We start from the raw sequence: 16,743 nt of genomic DNA, 5'->3' as shown, positions 1-16,743 counted from the left end.
CGCATATTCATCATCATGCCCTCAGAAGGTGACGCCCAGGCTCAGCGAGACAAAGTCCCGGTCACCACGGGTGCCATAGTCGCCATCGATAAAGTCGGTGTACGACAGGCTCAGGCTGTAGGTACTGGCAAGCGTCGCATCCAGCCCGACGCTCATGGCCTTGGAGCCTTCGCTGAAAGCCGAGCCTTCCACCGGGCCTGTACCGTGCACATCGTGCGACCAGGACAGGTTCGGCCGCAGGTCGAAGCCGGCGATCACGTTGGGGTACGTCAAGGTCGCGCGTAACCGGTAGCCCCAGGAGAACGGGGTCATGAAGCCTTGGTCATTACAGTGCTCTGGCGTCTTGGAAATCGCCCGGCAGACGCTGTTGTCCGCCAACTCGCCACTGTTGAAGGTACCCGAGCGGCCGTAACGCGGGCCTCCGCCGCCCTCCAGCCCGCCGACGTAGGTGGCCCCGGCCTCGCCCACCAGTAGCATCTGGTTGGCCCCCAGCACCTGACTGAAGGCATGTACGGCGGTCACCTGAAGCTGGGTCACCTCCTTGCGCCGGTAGCCGTCGAACAGGGTGCTGGCGCTTTCTGGCCGCAGCCCGTCGCCCAGCAAAGGTGAACGCCCCTCGACGTTGAGCAGCGACTGGATGATGTCGGTACCGTTGAGTTGCATGGGCATATTCGGCCGGTAACTCAACTCACCCTGCAGGGCCGTACCGCTGCGCAGGGTGGTGGCGAACGACAACCCGTACATGCGGATGTCCTCGGGGTACTGCACACGGTACTGGGAGGTACCCAGGCGCAATGCACCGACCAGCGACTGACCGGCAGCGGAGCCGAGGAACCCGGCGCAACCGGCCGGGCCGATACCCAGGTTGGCGCACAACCGGGGGGCGAAGCGGCTGTTGTCGAAATAAGGGCTGCTGACCGTCCCCAGATAAGGCGTGCGGCTGTGATAGTTGGCTGCGTAGGCACCGAACTCGGTATCCAGCGCCGCCACGTACCAGCGCAACGACACACCCCACTGCCCGCCGTCGCGGGCATCCTGGTCACTGCCCCGGGGTATGCGCACGCCTTCGCTGGTCAGGTTCACGCCAAACGGTGCAAGGCCGGCCACGGCAGCCGGGTTGCCAAGCAACCTGGCTCCCACGTCCAGGCCATCGCAACCATCGGGCAGGAAGTCGTTGTTGGAGAAGAACGTGCCACAGTTGTCGAGCTGGGTCTGGTCCCAGTCCAACTGGTAGAAGCCATCGACCGACAACGCCTCGGTCAGGTTCTGCGTGAAGTAGAACAGGTTCACCGGCACCAGCGCGTCCTTCACCTCGGAACCTGGGCGGCGCAGCGCCGCCAGGTTGAAGGGGTTGATGACGTTCAGCCCGCCCTGGATGAAGGTGCTCTCGCCCCAGTTCACTACCTGCTTGCCCAGCCTTGCCGAGCCTGGCTGGCCATCGATGTCGTAGAGGTAGTAGCCAAAGGCGTCGAGCAGCTGGGTACCTGCGGTCTTGGCCGAGCGCTTGCGGTTGTTGTCCTCGACCTGCTTGAAGCGCTGGTCATGGTCGCGCAGCGCCGTGTCGTACCAGTAGGTGCCACGCAGGAACACACCCAGGTTGGCATGTTTGAGCTCCAGATCATGGGTACCTTTGAACACTGCCGAAAATACATCACCCGAGGCAAAGTTCAGGCGGCCGTCATCACTGTTTGCACTATTGTGCAAAGCCGGGTCCGGGTTGGCAGTGGAAATGCTGGTACCAAACGAAAACGCTGAATCAAACTGTCCTTCAAACTCTCCCAGATTAAATTGAACAGCCAGGGCAGGCACAGAAAAAAGTGCAGACGACGCAAGCAGCGACAACGGTCCCGAAAGACCAGAAGCACGAAATGCCATCACTCTTAACCTCTTATTGTGTTTATTCGAGAGTGAGTTGCGAGTTAGCGCCGAAACACGGCGCAAAGGCTTGTGTAAAAGGGGCTGGGTAAATAAGTGAAAGTTTCTGTTATCCTCGATCCGGTGTTCCCCGATACTAAGTAGGCCACTAGAGCTGAACAAATAACGTCTCTCGATAGTTGCCATACCACTTCGGCATAGCCTGAGAATTGCCATGACTTTGAAACAGCTGCGTTACCTGATTGCCATTGTCGAAGCCGGCAGCTTCTCCAACGCCGCGCGCCACGCGTTCATTGCCCAGCCAGCATTGAGCCGTCAGATAGGACTGCTGGAAAGCGAGCTGGAAATGCAGTTGCTGGCGCGCCAGCATGACGGCATCGAGCTGACCGATGCAGGGCGCCAGCTGTACGAAGTGGCACGCTCGGTGATACAGAAGCTTGATTCGGTCAAGGACGAACTCAAATCCAGCCGCGGCAACCCCAAGGGCCACGTGGCCATCTCGATTCCGGCCACGGCTTCGGCGCTGTTGTTGCCAGCCATCATCACCCAGGCGCAGGCGCGCTTTCCTGGTATCAAGCTCACCGTATGGGACGGCCTTAGCCGCGAAGGCGGCCAGGCGATCGAGCTGGGCAAGGTGGATTTCGGTGTGGTGCCCAATGCGGAGGAGCTGGCGCACATTGTCGCCGAGCCCGTGTTCTCCGAAGACCTGTACTGGGTCGGCCTGCCTGCGCATGGTCCGGACGACTCACCGATCACCCTGGCCGAGGCCGCGTCGAGCCGGCTGGTAATGCCGCCGCGCAGCCTGCACCTGCGCAGGCGCATCGAGCAGGCGGCCATGGAAACCGGCGTAGCCCTGGATTCAAGCTATGAACAGCAGTCTGCGCCCGGCATAGCCAGCCTGGTACGCGCCGGCCTGGCGGCGACCATCAGCAACTGGCCGCCATTGCTGGACCTGGCCGCCCCGGCCAGCGCGCGGCTGATCGTGGAGCCGCGCATCACTCGTACGATTGCCCTGGCCCATTCGCAACACAAGCCATTGTCGTTCGCCGCCGCCTGCATGCGCGACCTGGTGCGCGGGCTGCTCGTGGATGCGGTGCGCAGCGAGCGCTGGAAAGGCACCCTGATAGAGCGTGCCCCCTCCCCCAGCAGAGCCTCTGAACGCAGCGCAGGTCAGGCCCGGGCCAGCGCAGCCGTGCCCACCTGAAGCAGCCGTTGGCGGGTTTTCTGAGGGTCCATCCATACCAACCCTGTCAACCCGGCAATGACCAGCACCGCCCCGCATACCAGGAAGCCCTGGCCATACCCTGCCGGGTGGTCGGCTCCGGCGCCCTGCACCAGAAACCCCGTGACTACGGGTGCCGCCAGCCCGGCCAGCGAAGCGATACCATTGCCGATAGCCAGGATGCCGCCACGCTGCCCGCTGGGCGTGAACTCCGCCAGCATGGCTGGCCCCACCGAGTACATGACCAGCGCCAGCCCGCCACTGAAAGTCAGGCTGATGATTCGCTCGACATTCCCCAGGCCCGGCAGGAACAATGCCGCCGACAACAACCCGCTGGCAATCAGGCACAGGGACACGAAGGCTCCGCGCGACCAGCGTGTCGCCACCCCGGCGCGCATCATGCGCTGCGACAGCCAGGCCATGAACAGGCTCAGCGGCGTGGTCACCACCACGAAAAGCACGAACACCCGACCGGTCATGATCGGGTCGATGCCCAACCCGGTTTCCAGATAACTCGGCACCCACGTCAAGGTCAGGGCCAGCGACCAATTGGCGGCGAAGTGGCACAGGTAATTGCCCAGCACGGTGCGGTCGCCGAGCAGACGGCGGTAGGCGATGTGCGCCTGTTCTTCCCTGGGCTGGCCGGGGCGGCTGCGGTCAAGAGTACCCTCGCGCCCCAATGCCCACCACAGCACGCACCACGCCGCACCGATCAAGGCCAGCACGATGAAGTTCATGCGCCAGCCATAGTGCACGCTGATCCATGGAATCATTGCGCCTGCCACCAGCAGCCCAAGTGCACTACCGGTATGCAACAGCGCCACCGGCAGGTTGCGCCGGTCGTTGGGGAACCACTTGTACAAGGCATGGGTTGCCACCGGTGACGCCGGCCCTTCGCCGATGCCCAGCAGCACCCGGCAAGCGACAATAGCCCACAGGGAGGTGACGAACAGCATGGGCAACTGGATCAGCGCCCAGAACGCGCCCATGCCCAACAGCAGGGTGCGGGTCGGCCGGCGGTTGGCCATGAAGCCACCGACCACTGCAGAGATGGCGAAGAACCAGTGCAGCGCGCCGCCCACCAGGCCGAACTCGGCCGGGGACAAACCCAGTTCCCTGGACATGGGTACCGCTACAAGGCCGATGACCACCTTGTCCAGGAAGTTCACCAGCATAAGCAGTGCCAGCAGTACCGCTATCATCCAGGCCGTGCCTGCACGCGCGCGGGAGTCAGTATGAGTCATGTCGATCTCTCTTATTGTTCTTGTGGGAGAGCCCGGCCACTCGAGGCCGGGCGTGCAGTTTTACTGCTCGGGCATGAGCACGCCCTTGGCAATGGTGTTGCGCTGGATTTCGCTGGTCCCGGTAAGAATGCGCATCATACGGGTCGCACGGAAGATCCACTCCACCGGGTTGCCCCGCAACAGCCCGGCACCCCCATGAATCTGCACCGCGCGGTCGGCGATACGGAAGGCCGTTTCCGATACGAACAGCTTGCACATCGGCGCCTGGGTGCGGATATCGCCACCGGCGTCATTCACCGCGGCAGTGGCATAGACCATGCTGCGTGCCGCATGCAGTTCGGTGGCCATGTCGGCGATCATGTGATTGATCGACTGGAACATCGCGATCGGCTGGCCAAACTGCTTGCGAGTGCGGGCGTAGTCGACCGTCAGGTTCAGCGCCAGGCCCGCCATGCCCAGCATGGTTGGGCAATGCAGCAGACGATTGAGAGTGATGCGCCCCATTGCCAGCTTGAAGCCCTGCCCCTCCTCGCCAATGCGGTTAGCCACCGGCACTCGTACCTCATCGAGAAGGATGTCGCCATGGGCGCCGCCACCGGACATGACCGAGTAATCGCTTTCCACCCGCACGCCCGGCGCATCCAGCTCGACAAAGAATGCCGAGATCCCCTGGGCGCCACGCCCGGGGCCGGTGACCGCGAGCAGTATTGCGATATCGGCATAAGGCGCCCCGGAAATGTAGCGCTTGGCCCCGCTCAGCACGTAATGCTCGCCGTCGCGCCGAGCGGTAGTCCTGATCGCCGTGGCATCGGACCCGGCTTCACTTTCGGTCAGCGCGAAGCACACGGCCTTTTCGGCTCGGCACACCGGCTGCAGGAAAGCCTCGACCTGGGCCGGGCTGGCCACCTTGAACAGGTGGCCGATACGCGGCGGCCCGGAAAGCTCGCCGAGAATGTGCGGCGCCAGCATAGAGCCCGTCAGCACCGTGGCCTCCTTCACCGCACACAGGTCGGACACGCTCAATCCTGCACCACCAATCGTTTCGGGCAGCATGATGTTGTAGAAGCCCTGCTCGCACGAGCGTTGCCACACCTGCTGCAGCACCTCACGCGGGTGCGGTTCGGCCCAGCTGAGGCCGGCGCGTTGCTCCAGGGGCAGGATTTCGTTGCGAACGAAGCCGCCGATGGCCTCGATGATCTGTTTGGCCTTTTCGCTTGGCTGGTACATGGCAATTCCTCAAGTCAGATGCGGCGTTCGCTGTTTTGCCAGTAGGCGTCTCGAATCAGGCGGCGCACCACCTTGCCGTTGGGGTTCTTCGGCAGCTCGCTGACGAAGTCCACACCGCGCGGTTTCTTGAACCCGGCAAGAGCCTGGGCGCAATGCTCGATCACCTCGTGCTCCTGCAGCTGCATGCCAGGCTTGAGCACGATCACTGCCCGCACCGCTTCGCCCCACAGTTCGTCGGGCACGCCTACCACGGCAGCCTCGAACACTTGCGGCAAGCTGTAGAGCACCTGCTCGACTTCGCTGGGGTAGATGTTGAAGCCACCGGAAATGATCATTTCCTTCTTGCGGTCGACGATGAACACGTAGCCCTGCTGGTCCACCGTGGCCAGGTCGCCGGTGAGGTAGTAGCCATCACGCATAACCTCGGCGGTGAGATGCGGTGCGCGCCAGTAGCCCTGCATGATGTCCGGTCCCTTGACCACGATCTCGCCCACCTCGCCTGGCTGGACATCGCGGAAATCGTCGTTCACCACACGCAGGTCGGTCTCGAAGTAGCATCGTCCGCACGAGGCCAGCCGGCGGTAGTCGCCGCCTTCGCACAGGTGGTCCTGCTCGGTCAGCACCGTCACCAGCGAGCAGGTTTCGCCAGCGCCGTAGCCCTGGGCCAGAATCGGCCCGAACACTTCGATAGCCCGCTTGACCAGCGCTGGCGCCATTGGCGCTGCGCCATACATCACCAGGCGCAGGCTGCTCAGGTCATAGCGCTCGACCCCGGGAAAATTGACCAGACGGTTGATCATGGCCGGCACCAGGAACAACCGGGTCACGCCCTCGCGCTGGATGGTCTCGAGCAGCAACTGGTCATCGTAGCGTTCCAGCAACAGGCTGCAGGCACCCACCGCCAGAAGCGGCATCAGCTGCATGCCGCTGGCATGGGTGATGGGGCCGACATGGGCCATGATGTCGCCTGGGCCGGCACGCCGGGTGGGGCTGGCGATGCTCTTGCGGATCAGCGCCTTGCGGTTGCCGACGCTGAGCATTGCTGCCTTGAGCACACCGGAACTGCCCGAGGTGTAGTGCAATACGGCCAGTGCATCGTCAGGCAGATCGCAACTGACCGGCTGGCTGCTGCCTTGGGCCAGCAGTGCGCCGTAGCCGATATCGCCGCCCTGCTCGCCAAGGGTAACGATCAGGCGTAGCGCAGGCACCTCCTGCCTGCGCGCCAGCAAGGCCTCGGCAGCTTGCGGGTCGGCGATCAGCGCGACGCTGCAGGCGTCATTCAGTACCTGGATCACTTCATCCAGCGCCAGGCGTGCATTGACCGGGACCTTGACCAGGCCGGCCTTGTAGAAAGCCACCTCAGCCTCCACCAGCTCGACCCGGTTGGGAGCCAGGATCGCGACATGTTCGCCGCTGGTGATGCCATGGGCCAACAAGGCCGAGGCCAACTGATTGGTCCGCTGTTCAAGCTGCGCGAAGGTGAGGCGAGTGTGGCGGTCGATCACCGCCAAGCGCTCAGGCCAGTATCTTGCACTTCGACTGGTTAGGGTTGCGAGGTTCACGTTGTTGTTCTCGTCGCGGTTTAAGACCCGGTCGATGCTAAACAGCGTGCGGTCGCAGCAAGTAATACCAGTTACGTATGCGGGCCATAACGGATTGCACTGGACCACATCGGATGAGCGGCAGTGGTGATGACACATCGCTTGCAAATGACACTTTGTGTCATTAATATCGATTTTGTGTCCTGATAGCGCTTCGCGCCAATCAGCCTTTATAGGCCCTTCATGCAGGTACAGCCCATGACGACCACCATGCACACCCCCAAGGATCAGCTCGTCAAACTCGCCCAGCAGCAGATGCTGACGGCGCTGGCCGACAACACCTACACTCCTCGCCAGAAACTCGCCCTTACCTGCCGCATCCTGTTCGACGGTGGCCACGATTCGGGCCTGGCCGGGCAGATCACCGCCCGCGCCGAGCAGCCTGGCACCTACTACACGCAACAACTCGGCCTGGGCTTCGACGAGATCGCCGCTTCCAACCTGCTGGTGGTCGACGAAGACCTCACCGTGCTGCAAGGCCGCGGCATGGCCAACCCGGCCAACCGCTTCCATAGCTGGCTGTACCGCGCACGCCCCGATGTCAACTGCATCATCCACACCCACCCACTGCACAGCGCCGCCCTGTCGATGCTGGAAGTGCCACTGGCGATCTCGCACATGGACCTGTGCCCGCTGTTCGACGACTGCGCGTTCCTCAAGGAATGGCCTGGCGTACCAGTGGGCAACGAAGAAGGTGAAATCATCTCCAGGGCGATCGGCGACAAGCGCGCGATCCTGCTTTCCCACCACGGTTTGCTGATCGCCGGCCGCTCGATCGAGGAAGCCTGCGTCCTTGCCATGCTGTTCGAGCGCGCGGCAAAGATGCAGCTGCTGGCCATGGGCGCCGGTGAAATTCGCCCCATCCCGGATGCCCTGGGCAAGGAAGCCCACGACTGGATCTCCACCCCCAAACGTCATGGTGCCGCGTTCAGCTATTACGCGCGCCGTGCCTTGCGTGCCCATGGCGACTGCCTGGGCTGACTGAAGCTGTACTCTTTCCCCAACAACGGCAAAGGTGCCTGGTTATGTCTACACCTGTAATTCGCGGCGTTATCGGCTACACCATCACTCCCTTCACGGCAGACGGCGCGCTCGACCTGGATGCCCTGGGCCTGTCCATCGACCGCCTGATAGAAGACGGCGTGCACGCCATCGCACCGCTGGGCAGCACCGGCGAAGGCGCCTACCTGTCCGACAGCGAATGGGAAACGGTGGTGCGCTTCAGCCAGGCACGCATCGCCGGCCGCGTGCCCAGCGTGGTCAGCGTCTCCGACCTGACCACCGCACGCACCGTGCAGCGCGCCCGCCTGGCACAGGCCTGCGGCGCCACGGCGGTGATGGTGCTGCCCATCTCCTATTGGAAGCTCACCGAAGCCGAAGTGGTCGCCCACTACAAGGCGGTGGGCGCGGCCATCGACATTCCGATCATGCTCTACAACAACCCGGGCACCAGCGGCACCGACCTGTCGGTGGAGCTGATCCTGCGCATCCTCGGCGAAGTGCCCAATGTGACCATGGTCAAGGAAAGCACCGGCGACATCCAGCGCATGCACCGCCTGTTCAAGGCCACCGATGGCCAGGTGGCCTTCTACAACGGTTGCAACCCGCTCACCCTGGAAGCCCTGGTGGCCGGCGCCACCGGCTGGTGCACCGCCGCGCCCAACCTGATCCCGGCGCTGAACCTGGCGCTGTGGGACGCGGTGCAGCAAGGCAACCTGGCCGAAGCTCGCGCGTTGTTCTACCGGCAGTATGAACTGCTGGAGTACATCACCCGCCGTGGCCTGCCCACCACCATCAAGGCCGGTTTGAAGATGCTCGGCCAGGATGTCGGCGCTCCACGCCTGCCCCTGCAACCACTGGATGCGCAAGGCAGCGACTACCTGAAGAGCATGCTGGTAGAACTGGCCGACTGACCGTGACAACTGCCCGGCGGCGTCTTGCTGCCGGGCTTCATCCTGGCAACGTTGCTCGCCCTTGGCCAGACTCGACCTGGCGCAACACCTTCGCCAGTTTCGCCACGGCCATCGCCAGCTCGCCAGGGGTATGCGCCGCAAACCCCATCAGCAATCCCGCCTCCCCTTTCGTCGACGCATACAGGCCACTTAGCCCCAGCAGGTCTATGCCAGCGGCCTGCGCCGCCTTCACGACCTGCTCTTCAGGCATCGGCCTGGTGAAAACACAAGGCATCTGCATGCCGCCTGCGGGCACACGCGCGACAAGAAAGTCCGACAGCTGTGCCTGCACCAATGCCGCCAGGGCATCGCGGCGCTCCGCATAGATCGCCCGCATCAAGCGCACATGGGCGCCGAAGTGCCCGCCTTCGATGAACCTGGCCAAGGTCAGTTGTGCCAGCGAAGCCGTATGCCCGTCCTGCAAGGTTCGCGCAGCGGTCATCGGCTCGACCAGTTGCGGCGGCAAGACCATGTAGGCAATGCGCAAGCCGGCGAACAGGGACTTGGTGAACGTGCCGATGTAAACCGTACGGTCGTGGGCATCCAGGCCTTGCACGCACGCGGTGGGTTTGCCGGCATAGTGAAACTCGCTGTCGTAATCGTCCTCAATGATCCAGGCGCGTTGTTGCCGGGCCCACTCGATCACCGCCAGACGCCGGTCCAGGGACAGGGTCACACCAGTAGGGAACTGATGCGAAGGGGTCAGGAAAACAGCCCTGGCATGGGGAGCCAGCCGTGTTATCTGCGCGACCTGCATGCCGTCCGTGTCCACGGCCACGGCGATGCAATGCAGGCCAGCAGCACCCAGCGCCTTCCTGACCCCATGGTAGGCCGGGTCTTCGATAACCACCTGGTCGCCCGCGTCGGCCAATACGTGAGCACACAGGCTGAACGCCTGCTGTGAACTGGTAAGGATGAGCACGCGGTCAGCCGTGGCCTGTGCGCCACGTTCAAGATTGACGTAATCGGCAATAGCCCGCCGCAGTGGCTCGGTACCTTGCGCGCTACTGGGCTGCAATGCCTGGGAGCCATGTTCCTTGAACACCTGCCGTTGCAGCTTTTCCCAGGCCTGCAACGGGAAGTTGCGGGTTTCCGCCACCCCCGGCGCAAACGGCCGAGAAACGAAGAAATTGTGCACTCCGCCCTCCTGGCATAGCGCCTGGCCACGACGGCTGATTGCCGGCGGTTCGTCCGGGGCTTTCACCTTGCGGCCCCGGGGCTGGGCCGGCAGGTGCTGCGCACGGGGTGAAACGAAGCTGCCACTGCCCACCCGGCGCTCGATGAAGCCTTCGGCGTGCAGTTGGCCATATGCAGCCTCGACCGTATCCCGTGACACAGCCAGCGAGGCCGCCAGCGCACGGGAGGCGGGCAACGCCTTGCCCACGGGCAACGCCCCTTCGAGAACAAGCTGGCGTATCGCACGCTGGATTCTTACGTGCAAAGGCAGTGACGCGCGCTCTGGGTCGCCGATCCAGGCTTTCACCGACTCCAGTTGTGCATGCTTGAACATTGGTATGGCCATGTGTGGAAAAGTGGTGGGGCTATACCGGCCATTCTAGGGCTATAAAAACCAGCCTTTCCAACCCTATGCGCCAGAACGATCGAGGCCTCGATGAACACGCCCGCACACACTGTTCCAACCCCGCTACGGCTGACAGACATCCTTCACCCCGTGGTGGCGGGGATCGTTTCGGTAATAGTCAATTATGGCGGCACCTTCATCCTGGTGTTCCAGGCCGCCAAGCTGGCCGGGCTGAGCCCGGCGCTGACCTCCTCGTGGGTCTGGTCAGTGTCGATCGGCGTCGGGCTCAGTGGCCTGGTCCTGTCCTGGTACAGCCGCGAGCCGGTGATCACCGCCTGGTCCACGCCGGCCGCTGCGTTCCTGGTCACAGCGCTGGCCAGCGTGCCCTACAGCGACGCCATCGGTGCCTACCTGCTGTCGGCAGCCGGCTTCGTGATGCTGGGAGTGACCGGTTACTTCGAGCGCCTGGTGCGGGCCATCCCGGGCGGAATTGCCGCCGGCCTGCTGGCGGGTATCCTGTTGCAATTCGGCATTGGTGCATTCGGCGGCCTGTCGGTCGACCCCGCCCTGGCCGGGCTGTTGATCGCGGCCTATGTAACATTCAAACGCTTTACCGCCCGCTATGCCGTAGTAGGCATTCTGCTGCTAGGCCTGGGCTACCTGCTACTGCAGGGCCAGGTGGACCTGACAGCGCTCAGGCTGGAATTCGCCACGCCGTTGTTCACCGCACCCACCTTCTCCCTCAACGCCGCCCTGAGCGTGGCCCTGCCGTTGTTCCTGATCACCCTTACCGGTCAGTACATGCCAGGCATGCTGGTGCTGCGCAACGATGGCTTCAAGACCAGCGCCAATCCGATCGTGGCAGTCACTGGCCTGGGGTCGTTGCTGATGGCACCGTTCGGGTCGCACGCCTTCAACATCGCTGCCATCACCGCCGCCATCTGCACTGGCAAGGAAGCCCACGAAGACCCGGGCAAACGCTGGGTCGCGGGCATCGCTGCCGGTGTCTGCTACATCCTCGTAGGGGTATTCGGGGTCACCCTGGCCAGTGTGTTCATGGCCCTGCCGGCCACCTTCATCACCACGCTGGCCGGCCTTGCACTGCTGGGCACCATCGGCGCCAGCCTGGCCAACGCAATGGCAGATGCCCGTTCACGCGAAGCGGCACTGATCACATTCCTGGCCGCGGCAGCCAACATCAACCTGTTTGGCATTGGCGGGGCATTCTGGGGGCTGGTCATTGGCTTGCTGGCCTATGCCGTACTGAACGGCCGCCTACCCGGTTTCTGCCACTTCTCCCGATAAGCGGGCTTTCCACCATCCTGCCGTGCGCCAGGTGCGCACGCCGTACAACAGGTATCGACATGCCCAAAGCTGGCCCCAAGCTTCTTACCCAAATTGCTGCCGTACACTTCGTCAGCCATGTGCACATCATGCTTATCCCGGCGCTGCTACCCGTGCTCCCCGACTTGCTGGGGGTAGGGTTCGTCGAACTCGGCGCAGCCCTGGCCGTGTTCAATATCGTCTCCGCCCTGGTGCAGGCACCGCTAGGCTATGCCGTCGACCACTACGGTGCGCGCAAGGTGCTCAAGGCGGGCTTGCTGCTGGGCAGCATCAGTTTCCTGCTGGTTGCTGTCAGCCCCAGCTACATCCTGCTGTTGGTGGCGATGGCCATGGCCGGCCTGGCCAATGGCGTGTACCACCCGGCCGACTACGCGCTGCTGGCCAACGGCATCGAACAAGGCCGCCTGGGGCGGGCGTTCTCGATCCATACCTTTGCCGGCTTCCTCGGCTCGGCGGTAACGCCAGCGATATTTCTAGGCATCGCTGCACTATTCGGCACGCAGGCTGCCCTGATGGCGGGCGCGGCTGCGGGGGTTGCCGCCTTGCTGTTGATATCGGTTCCAGGCAGTGGAATCCACCACGTTGCCAAGCCTGGCAAAGGCGGCTCTGGCCCCACTGCAGCAGGTCGCGCGCAACTGTTCACGCCCATGCTCGGGCTGCTGACGGTCCTGTTCATCTTGCTCAACCTGAGCACCAGTGCCATCGAGAAGTTCTCCGTGGCCGCCCTGGTCCAGGGCCAAGACCTGACCCTGGCCTGGGCCAACACGGCACTCACGGCCTTTCTGCTCAGCAGTGCTGCAGGTGTACTGTGCGGTGGGGCCTTGGCTGACCGGACCCGGCGTCACGGCCTGGTGGCGGCCTCGGCCTTTGCCCTGGCTGCCGCGTTGACAACGCTGGTGGCCCTCGGGCTGCTTCGGGGCTGGGGCTTGGTGGTGGTTCTCGGTGCCATTGGCTTGCTGACCGGGATCATCGCCCCGTCGAGGGACATGCTGGTGAAGGCGGCGGCACCGAGCGGCGCCGAGGGCAAAGCGTTCGGGCTGGTCTCGACCGGCTTCAGCATCGGCGGTGCCCTCGGGCCGGTGGCGTTTGGCTGGATGCTCGACCAACGCCTGCCTCATGGCATCTTCGTGGCATCGATCGTGTTCATGCTGCTGACGGTGCTGCTGACCTTGGCACAGGAAGCCTACCTGGCCAGGAAGCACCGACAGCCTGTCTAGCCCCAGGGCTGCTTTGCAGCCCTTTCGCAATGCAAGGCAGACCCTGCAGAACAGCACATGGCCATTGATTCATCTGCGCACTGGCTACTCAGGCGACCGGATTGGCATGCACCACCCGCCCACCTGCCCCCGGCCGATTGACGAACAACACATCCAGCACACTGCCGTGCAACCCCTTCAACGCATTCCAGTTCGCTGATGCATGCACGTACCTGTCTCGCAACAATCGCTGCTCATCCTCGGTCAACCCAAGCTGTTCGCATTCACCAAGGGCAAACGCATGCAACTTGCGGCTGATGCCCAGCAGTTCATCCGGCAGCCGGTGCTCGACCTGCCCGCCCAGTTGCGCAAACGGCACACCAGCGCGCACCGCCAGCTCCCGCATGATGCTCAGGTACACCCGCGACAGCTGCCCCGCCACTTCCCGTTCGCGGTACACCGCCGCATACACCTGTTTCTGCGCCTCGCTAGGCAGGCCACCGGCAATCGGAACCTCCCAGGCCAGCACACGCGGCCTGGGCGCGCCCATTTCGCCAAACGACGACGCCAGCAACGCACTGACTGTGGCATGCACACGCGTGTGCTCGGCGCGCATTCTCAGCGGCACCCGCTGAGAATGCGGTTTGCACAGCAGCACCTGCTCCTGCGTGGTATCCGGGTAACCACCGCCAATGTTCGAGTGCACGCCCGGCAACACGATGTCATGGCCGCTGCGTACCAGCGGGAAGTTGTGCCGCTGCTCGTCCCCCGCCACCAGTTGCACCATTTGCCGGGCAATGCCCGCGCCCAGGCCCAGGCGCAAGCCACCATGGCGGTCGTCGGCAGGATCGAAGTCGCCCTGCAGCGGCGCGATAATCGCAGCAACCGTGTCGAACAGGCCTATGAAGTTGATCACGATGCCACAGGGCACAGCCAACAGGCTGCTGCCGCCATCATGCAGCAGGTTGGCCAGATGACGCACAGCCGCAGCGCCGCGGCTGAAACCGAACAAGTCGAACTCGACCCGCTCGAGCCTTGCCTGTGGGTGCGCCTGGCACCAGTCCCGCAGTTGCCCGGCAATCCCCGCCAAGGCCTCGGTGACCCGCGCCTCGGCCCCTCTACGCCCACACCCGGTGGCCGAGGCATAGGCATGATCCGCCTCCCCCGCCAGGGTGCCCACGCCCTCGACATAGCGCTTCAGAAACGCCATGGTCCCATCAGCATTGGCCCCCTGCGTCGGGTACAGTGCATGCAACAGGGCCACATTGCTCAAGGCATTGGCATAACTGCCCCCCTTGTTCCCCGGTGCATCCACCGGCATCACATTGCTCAGGTTGTTACCGGTGCCATCGAAGAACACGCCAAAATGCAGGGTGACCGGCGTGATGCGTGCAGTGCTACAGCTGTTCAGGTCCATCGTCGTGCTTCCTGCTTGTACCAAAAGCACAAGCAGGCGCCAGCACGCTGCTGCGGAACATCAGCCAATGGCCAGCGATATACAGGACATTTCCGGACCTGCATGGCCCCCGGCAAGGATAAATTTCCCTACCGCCATTGGTCGCCACCCCCCCGGATGGATTAAAGTATCACCCCTTGCCAGGGCAGCTGCTTCCAGCCGCCTGCGGCCCCATACCAGGAACCGTCACCGATGGAACACCGTGAAGCGCTGATCGCGCTGCGCACCTTTCTTTCTTCCCAGATCCTAGGCCAGGAGAAACTGGTCGAGCGGCTGTTGATCGTGCTCCTGGCAGACGGCCACATGCTGGTCGAAGGCGCGCCGGGCCTGGCCAAGACCAAGGCCATCAAAGAGCTCGCCGAAGGCATCGAGGCGCAGTTCCATCGCATCCAGTTCACCCCCGACCTGCTCCCGGCCGACATCACCGGCACCGAAATCTACCGCCCGGAAACCGGCAGCTTCGTGTTCCAGCAGGGGCCGATCTTCCACAACCTGGTGCTGGCCGACGAAATCAACCGCGCCCCGGCCAAGGTGCAGTCCGCACTGCTCGAAGCCATGGCCGAACGCCAGGTCAGCGTGGGCCGCAGCACCTACGACCTGTCGCCGCTGTTCCTGGTCATGGCTACACAGAACCCGATCGAGCAGGAAGGCACCTACCCGCTGCCCGAAGCCCAGCTCGACCGCTTCCTGATGCACGTGAAAATCGGCTTCCCCGACGCTGCGGTAGAGCGGCGCATCCTGTTGCAGGCCCGTGGCGAAGCCCTGGGCGGCGAGACCAAGCCCGAGCGCCGGGTCAGCCAGCAGGCGATCTTCGCCGCCCGCAAGGAAATCCTCGGCCTGTACATGGCCGACGCGGTGGAGGAATACCTGGTGCAGCTGGTGATGGCCACCCGCACTCCGGCCAAGTTCGACGCCGAACTGGCCGACTGGATCGCCTACGGCGCCAGCCCGCGTGGTTCCATTTCGCTGGACCGCTGCGCGCGCGCCCACGCCTGGCTGGCCGGGCGCGATTTCGTCAGCCCCGAAGACATCCAGGCGGTGCTGTTCGACGTGCTGCGCCACCGCATCATCCTCTCGTTCGAGGCCGAGGCGGCAGGGATCGACCAGGACCGCGTGGTCCAGCGCATCCTCGACGTCGTCGCCGTTGCCTGAGCCCATGCCCACTGCATCGCTGGCCGAACCCGGCATCCGCATCGGCCTTGCCGAGCTGATCGACATGCGCCACCGCGTGCGCGAAATCCAGCTGTTTTCCCGGCCCGGCCAGCGCAGCCCGCTGGTGGGCCTGCACCACTCCAAGCTGCGCGGGCGCGGCGTGGACTTCGACCAGGTGCGCGTCTACCAGGCTGGCGACGATGTGCGCAACATCGACTGGCGGGTTACCGCGCGTACCCAGGAGCCGCATACCAAGCTGTTCCACGAAGAGCGCGAACGGCCCATCTTCATTCTTGTCGAGCAGAGCCAACGGCTGTTCTTCGGCTCTGGGCTGATGTTCAAGTCGGTGCTGGCCGCCCAGGCTGCAGCGCTGTTCGGCTGGGCCGCGCTGGGCCATAACGACCGCATTGGCGGGTTGGTGTTCGGCGACAACGAGCACCACGAAATCAAGCCCCGGCGCAGCAAGCAGAGCCTGCTGCAACTGCTCAACCGCCTGGCCAAGGTCAACCAGGCGCTGCACACCGAGGCCACGCCCGGTGCCGACAGCCTCGGCCTGGCCCTGCGCCGCGCCCGCGAAGTGCTGCGCCCCGGCAGCCTGGCCATCGTGATCTGCGATGAGCGCTCGCTCACTGCACAGGTGGAGCAGCACCTGGCCATGCTCTCGCGCCATTGCGACCTGCTGTTGATGCCGGTGTCCGACCCGCTCGACCATGCCCTGCCCGCCGCCGGCCTGCTGCGCTTCGCCCAGCGCAGCGCGCAGCTGGAGCTCGACACCCTGGACGCCAACCTGCGCCAGGCCTACCGCCAGCAGGCCGAAGCGCGTATCGAGCGCTGGGAGCTGATGGCGCAAAAGCTGCGCGTGCTGCTGATGCCACTGAGCACCCAAAGCGACATGATCGAGCAGTTGCGCGAATACCTGAACGCCCAGCGGCCACGGAGCGCGTCATGAAGA

General features: G+C 63.9%; 13 protein-coding genes. 7 read left to right on the top strand and 6 right to left on the bottom strand.

The window, feature by feature from the left end; translation table 11 throughout:
- Positions 1–21 precede the first annotated feature (21 nt).
- Positions 22–1,875: a DUF1302 domain-containing protein gene (locus tag E5221_RS09175; protein ID WP_247847179.1), complete on the bottom strand. Its 1,854-nt coding sequence runs from the start codon at positions 1,873–1,875 to the stop codon at positions 22–24.
- A 214-nt stretch (positions 1,876–2,089) separates the two neighbouring features.
- Here E5221_RS09175 and E5221_RS09170 point away from each other — a divergent pair, with 214 nt between their 5' ends.
- The gene (locus E5221_RS09170) at positions 2,090–3,079 is read left to right on the top strand and encodes a LysR family transcriptional regulator (protein WP_247847178.1); all 990 of its coding nucleotides are present in this window, start codon (positions 2,090–2,092) and stop codon (positions 3,077–3,079) included.
- Here E5221_RS09170 and E5221_RS09165 read toward each other — a convergent pair.
- The 3 genes from E5221_RS09165 to E5221_RS09155 form a co-directional block, all read right to left on the bottom strand.
- Positions 3,046–4,299, bottom strand: coding sequence for an MFS transporter (locus E5221_RS09165; protein WP_039614528.1), 1,254 nt, complete (start codon positions 4,297–4,299; stop codon positions 3,046–3,048). The two genes, E5221_RS09170 and E5221_RS09165, sit on opposite strands and share 34 nt — an antisense overlap.
- 102 nt (positions 4,300–4,401) lie before the next feature.
- On the bottom strand, positions 4,402–5,568 hold the full coding sequence (locus tag E5221_RS09160; RefSeq protein WP_039614529.1) for an acyl-CoA dehydrogenase family protein: 1,167 nt from the start codon (positions 5,566–5,568) through the stop codon (positions 4,402–4,404).
- A gap of 14 nt (positions 5,569–5,582) precedes the next feature.
- Complete coding sequence (locus E5221_RS09155) at positions 5,583–7,130, bottom strand: AMP-binding protein (protein ID WP_061552311.1); 1,548 nt, start codon at positions 7,128–7,130, stop codon at positions 5,583–5,585.
- Between the two features lie 237 nt (positions 7,131–7,367).
- Here E5221_RS09155 and E5221_RS09150 point away from each other — a divergent pair, with 237 nt between their 5' ends.
- Both E5221_RS09150 and E5221_RS09145 read left to right on the top strand, forming a co-directional pair.
- Positions 7,368–8,150, top strand: coding sequence for an aldolase (locus E5221_RS09150; RefSeq protein ID WP_061552312.1), 783 nt, complete (start codon positions 7,368–7,370; stop codon positions 8,148–8,150).
- 44 nt (positions 8,151–8,194) lie between these two features.
- On the top strand, positions 8,195–9,082 hold the full coding sequence (locus E5221_RS09145) for a dihydrodipicolinate synthase family protein (protein WP_061552313.1): 888 nt from the start codon (positions 8,195–8,197) through the stop codon (positions 9,080–9,082).
- Positions 9,083–9,119: 37 nt separating this feature from the next.
- Here the strand turns inward: E5221_RS09145 and E5221_RS09140 are convergent, their stop codons facing one another.
- On the bottom strand, positions 9,120–10,631 hold the full coding sequence (locus E5221_RS09140; protein ID WP_123084817.1) for a PLP-dependent aminotransferase family protein: 1,512 nt from the start codon (positions 10,629–10,631) through the stop codon (positions 9,120–9,122).
- A 102-nt stretch (positions 10,632–10,733) separates the two neighbouring features.
- Here E5221_RS09140 and E5221_RS09135 point away from each other — a divergent pair, with 102 nt between their 5' ends.
- Both E5221_RS09135 and E5221_RS09130 read left to right on the top strand, forming a co-directional pair.
- Positions 10,734–11,948, top strand: coding sequence for a benzoate/H(+) symporter BenE family transporter (locus E5221_RS09135; RefSeq protein ID WP_024086547.1), 1,215 nt, complete (start codon positions 10,734–10,736; stop codon positions 11,946–11,948).
- Positions 11,949–12,007: 59 nt separating this feature from the next.
- Complete coding sequence (locus E5221_RS09130; protein WP_182328523.1) at positions 12,008–13,204, top strand: MFS transporter; 1,197 nt, start codon at positions 12,008–12,010, stop codon at positions 13,202–13,204.
- Between the two features lie 88 nt (positions 13,205–13,292).
- On the opposite strand, the gene E5221_RS09125 is transcribed toward E5221_RS09130, so the two are convergent.
- The gene (locus tag E5221_RS09125; RefSeq protein WP_247847176.1) at positions 13,293–14,600 is read right to left on the bottom strand and encodes a DUF2235 domain-containing protein; all 1,308 of its coding nucleotides are present in this window, start codon (positions 14,598–14,600) and stop codon (positions 13,293–13,295) included.
- Between the two features lie 231 nt (positions 14,601–14,831).
- Here E5221_RS09125 and E5221_RS09120 point away from each other — a divergent pair, with 231 nt between their 5' ends.
- Both E5221_RS09120 and E5221_RS09115 read left to right on the top strand, forming a co-directional pair.
- Positions 14,832–15,791: a MoxR family ATPase gene (locus E5221_RS09120; protein ID WP_013971644.1), complete on the top strand. Its 960-nt coding sequence runs from the start codon at positions 14,832–14,834 to the stop codon at positions 15,789–15,791.
- A 4-nt stretch (positions 15,792–15,795) separates the two neighbouring features.
- Positions 15,796–16,740: a DUF58 domain-containing protein gene (locus tag E5221_RS09115; RefSeq protein WP_013971643.1), complete on the top strand. Its 945-nt coding sequence runs from the start codon at positions 15,796–15,798 to the stop codon at positions 16,738–16,740.
- Positions 16,741–16,743: the final 3 nt, after the last annotated feature.

This window comes from Pseudomonas sp. A2, assembly GCF_023100865.1.
GTDB classification, from domain to species: domain Bacteria; phylum Pseudomonadota; class Gammaproteobacteria; order Pseudomonadales; family Pseudomonadaceae; genus Aquipseudomonas; species Aquipseudomonas asiatica.
This window is presented reverse-complemented; position numbering and strand designations above follow the sequence as displayed.

Excerpts from the sequence above, each read along its gene's own strand:
- E5221_RS09175 (WP_247847179.1), bottom strand. The coding sequence starts at position 1,875 with ATGGCATTTCGTGCTTCTGGTCTTTCGGGACCGTTGTCGCTGCTTGCG.
- E5221_RS09170 (WP_247847178.1), top strand. The coding sequence starts at position 2,090 with ATGACTTTGAAACAGCTGCGTTACCTGATTGCCATTGTCGAAGCCGGC.
- E5221_RS09165 (WP_039614528.1), bottom strand. The coding sequence starts at position 4,299 with ATGATAGCGGTACTGCTGGCACTGCTTATGCTGGTGAACTTCCTGGAC.
- E5221_RS09160 (WP_039614529.1), bottom strand. The coding sequence starts at position 5,568 with ATGTACCAGCCAAGCGAAAAGGCCAAACAGATCATCGAGGCCATCGGC.
- E5221_RS09150 (WP_061552312.1), top strand. The coding sequence starts at position 7,368 with ATGACGACCACCATGCACACCCCCAAGGATCAGCTCGTCAAACTCGCC.
- E5221_RS09145 (WP_061552313.1), top strand. The coding sequence starts at position 8,195 with ATGTCTACACCTGTAATTCGCGGCGTTATCGGCTACACCATCACTCCC.
- E5221_RS09140 (WP_123084817.1), bottom strand. The coding sequence starts at position 10,631 with ATGTTCAAGCATGCACAACTGGAGTCGGTGAAAGCCTGGATCGGCGAC.
- E5221_RS09135 (WP_024086547.1), top strand. The coding sequence starts at position 10,734 with ATGAACACGCCCGCACACACTGTTCCAACCCCGCTACGGCTGACAGAC.
- E5221_RS09130 (WP_182328523.1), top strand. The coding sequence starts at position 12,008 with ATGCCCAAAGCTGGCCCCAAGCTTCTTACCCAAATTGCTGCCGTACAC.
- E5221_RS09125 (WP_247847176.1), bottom strand. The coding sequence starts at position 14,600 with ATGGACCTGAACAGCTGTAGCACTGCACGCATCACGCCGGTCACCCTG.
- E5221_RS09120 (WP_013971644.1), top strand. The coding sequence starts at position 14,832 with ATGGAACACCGTGAAGCGCTGATCGCGCTGCGCACCTTTCTTTCTTCC.
- E5221_RS09115 (WP_013971643.1), top strand. The coding sequence starts at position 15,796 with ATGCCCACTGCATCGCTGGCCGAACCCGGCATCCGCATCGGCCTTGCC.